The organism is Herminiimonas contaminans, assembly GCF_015645465.1.
Classification (GTDB): Bacteria; Pseudomonadota; Gammaproteobacteria; order Burkholderiales; family Burkholderiaceae_D; genus Oxalicibacterium; species Oxalicibacterium contaminans.
In genome coordinates this window covers 59,173-65,310 of the sequence record NZ_JADOEL010000021.1, presented here as the reverse complement: position 1 = coordinate 65,310, position 6,138 = coordinate 59,173, and the positions used below count along the sequence as shown (strand labels likewise).

Below are 6,138 nucleotides of genomic sequence, written 5' to 3'. Positions count from 1 at the left end.
AAGATGCCTCCGGTGACGTGGAAGCAGGCGGCCAATCAGTTTGCCATTCTGTTCGGCGAACGCTTCACCAACGCATTGCACTAGAATTTTTTAACCGACCTTCACACACAGAATTTCTGACACTACCGATTATCCACAAGCTATCCACCGTTTTTACAGAGCTTTATACACAGTCCTTACTGCCTTATTCAAACGGCAGATAATGTCATTTACTTCACTTGTTCTTTACCCGGTACTTTGGCTTTATAAGTTTTACCTGGTGGTGGAGCGACAGGTTTGCTGCGAGCTTCTTTGAGCAAGCTCGCACATTTATTCTCTTCAGCCGTACCCACATTAATCAATGGCAATAGTGCTGTCACAGGAGCCACGACCGCCAGTGCGACTGCACTCCCCGCCTTCAACGCCAGCACACCCGTATCTACACCGACCTTGGGATTGGCGAACTCGCCAGTGACGTAGAGCGGTGCACGCAGGGAGACAATACGCAAACCTTTGGTTTCCGGCTTGATGGTGAGATTCAACTGTTCTTTTGCCAGATCGACGGTACCTGTCACGTACATCACCGCATCGCTGGTATCAACGATAAAGGTGCGTGTCTGTACCAGCCCATTGGTCACGGAGAGATCGGTCGCCATGCAGTTCAGTTGTACCTGTTTGTCACCAAACAGTTTGGAGATGACGATATTGCCGATATTCAAACCTATCTGTTCCAGCAAAAGCTTACTGATCGTGCCTTCATTAATCAGTGATTTGATTTCACCATTGGATGTAGCGAGCAGGCTGGCAATCGAATTACCAGTGCCGGATAAAGAGGTATCACCGTTGACTTCACCAAAGCTGGCTTGCATGGGCTGGAAGGTCGGGAATAACTGCTTTAATTTCAAATGACGTGCAGAGATTTTTGCCTGCGCCTTGATTACATTGTTGCGGCCGTCCAGTTTGATATCGCCGATCAGATTGCCACCGGCAACGCCGAATTTCAGCGGCGATAAAGTAATGACACTATCTTCAAGCTTCAAATGTGTATCCAGGTTTTCAATCGGCAGTGATGCACTGTGCACAATTTTATGTCCGGTGATTTTGACATCTGCATCTATACTGCCCCAACGTTCGGTAGTGAATTTCTCCACTGGCAAAACCTTGCCTGCAGGTTGGTTCGCCGCGACGCCACGCTCTTTTTTGCTTTCATTGGAATCTGCACCTATCACCGGTCCCAGATCGCTTAATTGCAGCAAATTGGAAACGACCGTCCCTGATAACAAGGGACGCGGTTGCTTCGCTTCATACACCAGGCTGCCGGCGATATCGCTATCACCAACCTTGCCTTTGAATTTTTCATAGGTCCATTTACCGCCGCGTTTATCGGTTACGCCTATCAAATGTCCTTCGGTTGAAAACTCAGGTGTCTTCGGCAAGGTGATACCTGTCAGCGGATATAGATCGGCCATGCTAGCGCCTGCCAGATACAAACGCATATCAATAGCTGCGAGTTCTTGCGGCTTGGTGATCGTACCGTTGACGCGTATCACGGTTTTGCCGACGTTCAGTTTTGCTTCCAGTGGAAAAGGCTTATCCACATTTTTCAGTGCCAGCAAGGCGCCGGCTTTACCATCGCCAGTGATGCGCGCACCGTTGTAAGTACCGGAAATTTTCCAGCCCATCACAAAATCATTAACAGCTGTTGGTTCGAGCGTATCGATGTTTGCCTTTGCATCGATATGTTCCACCTCATCTTTCAGAGTAATTTCACCACGATAGAAATACAGTCGTTGCAGATCCAGCGTCCAGGCCGAAGGTTCGCTTTGTTTAAAGGTCCAGTTGTTTTTATCTTTGTCGACGCGTTGTAGTGCGACGTTGGGATCATCGAGTTGCAGCGATGGAATGACGATGGTTTTGTTTAATAGCGGCAATGGATTTACAGAGAAAGTAATGTGGCCTATCTCCGCCATATTGCTATCAGCTTTGGCCCATTCCGGGTTGCCGAGGGTAACGTCACGCGCACTCAGGCGTGGTGCCGGCACCCAGTCGCGCCAGGTGCCAGTTGCGGGTTCTGCACGTTGCCAGGTCAGGATTAAATCGCCGTTGATGGCAAAACGACGACCAGTCGCTTCACTGACTTTTTCATTCAGCCAGGGTTTCGCCCTATTCCAGTCAAACATCAAAAGGAAGAGCACACAGATAAGTATTAGCGCGGAAAAGCTGATAGCGCTCCACATCATTATTTTTTTTGTACGAGACATAAGAGGACTCAAGTAGTGGGAGACGAATTAGTACGACTCTACGATATTTTGTGAGTTCAATAAGATATTCCGTGAAGAAATATAAAACTTGCGATGCAGTAATACGGAGCGCCTATTTTTTGTGAACCCGGGCCGGCGCTTTAGTGCTGATCAGGCCGGATGTCGTCGCCCGCAGAATTTTTCTAAAAGTCGGGCATTCCAGATGACTGGGTGCTCCGCACTTGGCAGCATGGCGTAAGCCGTCACGCATCGCAGATAGTTTGCGGATAGTCAGGTCTAGTTCATTGGCCTTGCTGACCAGCATTTTTCTATCGATGTTCACCTTGCCGTTGCTTTCGAACATCGCAGCAATTTCATCCAGCGTAAAACCAGCCGCACGTCCTAATGCGATTAGCGCCAGGCGTTCCAATACCGTAGCATCAAATACGCGGCGCAATCCGCTTCTGCCTATAGATTTGATTAAGCCTTTTTCTTCGTAGTAGCGCAGCGTGGATGCGGGTACGCCGGCTTGTTCGACGACTTCAGCGATATCTAGTCTCGCCATGCTTGACCTCAAGTTGACTTTAAGTTGCACGATACCACTTCCAGCTTTTAATGGCGTATGAAAGGAAGGGATTATGAATACGGAACAAACTAGTTTATGGAATGGTGACGCCGGACGTGCGTGGGTAGAAACCCAACAACTGGTCGAGCAAATGTTTCAGCCGATAGCAGGCATACTCGTACGCGACATGAGCGGTGCAAGCAAAGTATTGGATGTAGGTTGTGGCACTGGCAGCACTACTCTTGCCGCATCTTTGCAACTTGGACCGCAAGGAATATGTACAGGCATAGACATCTCGCAACAGATGATCAATGCGGCGAAAACTGCTGCAAGCGGACAAGGTTTAACGACACACTTCATCTGTGATGATGCGCAAAGACATGCGTTTGCGCCTGCGAGTTTTGATTTAATTATTTCGCGTTTTGGAGTTATGTTCTTCGATGATCCTGTCGCTGCATTTACCAATCTGAGACAGGCTGCACGTACGCATGCAGAGCTGAGGTTTATCGTCTGGCGCAGCGCTGACGAAAACCCATTTATGACTCTCGCAGAGCGTGTCGGCAGGAGTTTGCTGCCACACATACCCTTACGCAAACCTGATGAGCCCGGACAATTCGCATTTGCAGACAAAGAAAGGATGCTGGACATTTTGCGAGCCAGCGGTTGGAACAGGATGCATGTAGAAGCAATTGATGTCGTATGTTCTTTCGCGGAACAGGATTTGCTGCTTTACCTGAGCCGCATGGGGCCGCTCGGTCGTGCCTTGCAACATGAAGATGAACAGACACGCCAGAGTGTGATCCAGCTCGTGCGACGCGGATTCGAGCCTTATGTACACGGCAAGCAGGTCAGTTTCAACGCAGCATGCTGGAAGGTGACGGCCAGCGCCGGGTGAAAACACATGCCTGACCATGCCGCCGGAACGAAAATGAAACGCGTGTTAAAGTCCTTGTCCTGTGGTGGTCACCGTTTAGGCTGTCTCATCACCAGCGCTATCCGATCAACTCACGCTTTGGTCTCTGTATGCACGTACATGTACTACAACACGTTCCTTTTGAAGGCTTGGGCAGCATAGAAGAGTGGCTGCTACAACGGAACATGACGATCAGCTATACACGGCTGTTTGAATCAGACCAGTTTCCACCTTTGGATGGAATTGATTTGATCATTGCACTCGGTGGTCCCATGAGTGTTAATGATGAAGAGACCTTGCCGTGGTTACCTGCAGAAAAACGCTTTATCGCGGAGGCCATTGCCGAACACAAGGCAGTACTGGGAATTTGCCTCGGTTCACAGCTGATAGCAAATGCATTGGGCGCGAAAGTTTATCCGGCTGCAGAGAAAGAGATAGGCTGGTTTCCTATTGTTGCTGAACCAGCGATGCTGGACGGACTGGCCTTCCCTGCCAAGGTCGATGTTTTCCACTGGCATGGAGAAACCTTTGATTTACCGGAGGGAGCTATCCACCTGGCCAGCAGTGCCGCCTGTCGCAACCAGGCCTTTCAGGTCGGGAGTCGCGTCATTGGTTTGCAGTTCCATCTGGAAACCACACCGGATAGTGCTGATTCCATCATCCGGCATTGCGCTGATGAATTGGTGCCGCAGCGTTATGTACAAAGTGAAGCCGAGCTGCGTAATGCCAGCCCGGCTAACTATGTAGAAATCAATGCCTTGATGGCGGCTATCCTCGAGTACCTAGTCTGCGATATAGATTAAGAAACCAAGGGATTGAGGATACGGTTTAGCGTCGCTTCTTGACGCGTCCTATGCCCTCTTCCGTGCTGGCGCTCAATTGTTCACGCAACCACTTATGTGCAGGGTTACGCGCATCCCGTTCATGCCACAGCATATCCACGTGCACATCCGGTAATTCAAACGGCAAGTCTTTGGCTATCAGCGCTTCTGCCATACCGGTAGAGGCGATTAAATGGCGCGGCAGGACCGTAATCAGATCCGAGCTGGCGACCACGCGACCGGCAGTAAAGAATTGGTTCACGGTCAGCAGGATGCGCCGTTCACGACCAAGATTGGTCAACGCTTCATCCATCAAACCTTTGGCACGACCGGAAAAACTCACCAATAAATGATGCGCTGCACAATAATTGTCCAGCGTCAGTTCGACTTTGGCCAAAGGATGATTTTTTCGCATCACGCAAACGTATTCACCGGTGTACAGACGTTCGTGGCGAATTTGCGAAACGGCGGTGTTTTGTCCGCTTGCTAATTGCGCCGCGACACCCGGGAAAAAGCCGATAGCCAGGTCGATATCGCCGCGTAACAGCATAGGCCGTGGTTCGCGTGTGGTCAGCGGCACCATGCGGACATTCAGGCCTGGTGCGTCCTTCTCAATCGCACGTACCAGGAATGGCAGCCACAGCGCAGCGGTCGCATCCGCCATCGCCATACGGAAAGTCGTGTTCGCGCGGGAAACGTCAAAGGTGTCCGGCGTGACCGCGGCTTCCAGGTCAGACAGCGCGCGACGTACTACCGGCCATAGCTCTTCAGCGCGCGAAGTCGGCTTCACGCCGTGTGCTGTGCGGATTACCAGCTCGTCGCCCAGCGTGTCACGCAGGCGGCGCAGTGCGTTGGAAACGGCCGGTTGTGTCATTGCTAACAAATTGGCGGCGCGGGTCAGGTTTTGCTCGGTCATGACGGCGTCAAAAACACGCAGCAAGTTCAAATCCAGGGTCAGGAAACTCATATTATTTTTACCAAAAAAAGCTCAATCAGGAGATTAGCAGACATATTCACGAAATCGATGACTGGTATCCAAAATTGAAATTAGATTTATATCTCTATCCTACCTATACTGCAATGCAACAACAAGGATTATTAGAGAAAAAAGGAAATCATCATGTCTACTTTATCGAATAGCACATACACACATCCGGCGCTGATCGCCGTTCCAGCAGTTCTCGCCGCTATTGGCCTGACCTACAGCCCGGCACGCCCTGCGATTATCGCGGTAGCTGGCGTAGCCGCACTGGCATTGCTGTTTAAACCACTTACCCTGGCCTTGCTGCGCGGCATCTTGCTGGCGATCGCTCCTAGCCAAAAAGTCGCTGTTGCCAAGAAAGCAGCTGTCAATGTAGCAAGCCCGGTGCAAACTGCATTTGCGTTGAATCGTAAAGCTAACCAAATCGCACAAACACAACCTGCGTTGGCTGCTGAACTGCGTATGCGTGCTGCTTACGCTGCACCACAACGTATCAGCAAACGCGCTGTTGTGCAGGCATCGGCTCCGGCACAGACTCGTTTTGCACTGAACCGCAAAGCAAACCAGATTGCACAGACCCAGCCTGAACTGGCAGCCAAGTTGCGTATGCAAGCTGCCTACGCTTAACGCTGTAGCGC

At 50.7% G+C, this 6,138-nt stretch carries 6 protein-coding genes and 1 pseudogene; 4 read left to right on the top strand and 3 right to left on the bottom strand.

The window, feature by feature from the left end; all coding sequences use genetic code 11:
- Positions 1-203, top strand: a 203-nt coding sequence (locus IXC47_RS19440) for a hypothetical protein (protein WP_230089642.1), incomplete at its 5' end; no start/stop codon positions are given.
- Between the two features lie 6 nt (positions 204-209).
- On the opposite strand, the gene IXC47_RS18100 is transcribed toward IXC47_RS19440, so the two are convergent.
- Together IXC47_RS18100 and IXC47_RS18095 are read right to left on the bottom strand one after the other, a co-directional pair.
- The gene (locus tag IXC47_RS18100) at positions 210-2,240 is read right to left on the bottom strand and encodes an AsmA family protein (protein WP_195876597.1); all 2,031 of its coding nucleotides are present in this window, start codon (positions 2,238-2,240) and stop codon (positions 210-212) included.
- 112 nt (positions 2,241-2,352) lie between these two features.
- Entirely contained in the window at positions 2,353-2,784 is a 432-nt protein-coding gene (locus IXC47_RS18095; RefSeq protein WP_195876596.1) for a helix-turn-helix domain-containing protein, read from the bottom strand.
- A gap of 73 nt (positions 2,785-2,857) precedes the next feature.
- Between IXC47_RS18095 and IXC47_RS18090 the strand changes: the two genes are divergently transcribed.
- Together IXC47_RS18090 and IXC47_RS18085 are read left to right on the top strand one after the other, a co-directional pair.
- Positions 2,858-3,679, top strand: a complete 822-nt coding sequence (locus tag IXC47_RS18090) for a class I SAM-dependent methyltransferase (protein ID WP_195876595.1) — start codon at positions 2,858-2,860, stop codon at positions 3,677-3,679.
- A gap of 299 nt (positions 3,680-3,978) precedes the next feature.
- Positions 3,979-4,500: pseudogene (locus IXC47_RS18085) on the top strand (type 1 glutamine amidotransferase); the annotation flags it as partial.
- A gap of 25 nt (positions 4,501-4,525) precedes the next feature.
- Here the strand turns inward: IXC47_RS18085 and IXC47_RS18080 are convergent.
- A complete protein-coding gene (locus IXC47_RS18080; RefSeq protein WP_012081482.1) occupies positions 4,526-5,485 on the bottom strand; it encodes a LysR family transcriptional regulator in 960 nt (319 codons plus the stop codon).
- 153 nt (positions 5,486-5,638) lie between these two features.
- On the opposite strand from IXC47_RS18080, the gene IXC47_RS18075 reads away from it, so the two are divergent.
- Positions 5,639-6,127: a hypothetical protein gene (locus tag IXC47_RS18075; RefSeq protein WP_195876593.1), complete on the top strand. Its 489-nt coding sequence runs from the start codon at positions 5,639-5,641 to the stop codon at positions 6,125-6,127.
- Positions 6,128-6,138 lie beyond the last annotated feature (11 nt).

Coding starts and splice junctions, on each gene's coding strand:
- IXC47_RS18075 (WP_195876593.1), top strand. CDS start 5,639: ATGTCTACTTTATCGAATAGCACATACACACATCCGGCGCTGATCGCC.
- IXC47_RS18090 (WP_195876595.1), top strand. CDS start 2,858: ATGAATACGGAACAAACTAGTTTATGGAATGGTGACGCCGGACGTGCG.
- IXC47_RS18080 (WP_012081482.1), bottom strand. CDS start 5,485: ATGAGTTTCCTGACCCTGGATTTGAACTTGCTGCGTGTTTTTGACGCC.
- IXC47_RS18100 (WP_195876597.1), bottom strand. CDS start 2,240: ATGTCTCGTACAAAAAAAATAATGATGTGGAGCGCTATCAGCTTTTCC.
- IXC47_RS18095 (WP_195876596.1), bottom strand. CDS start 2,784: ATGGCGAGACTAGATATCGCTGAAGTCGTCGAACAAGCCGGCGTACCC.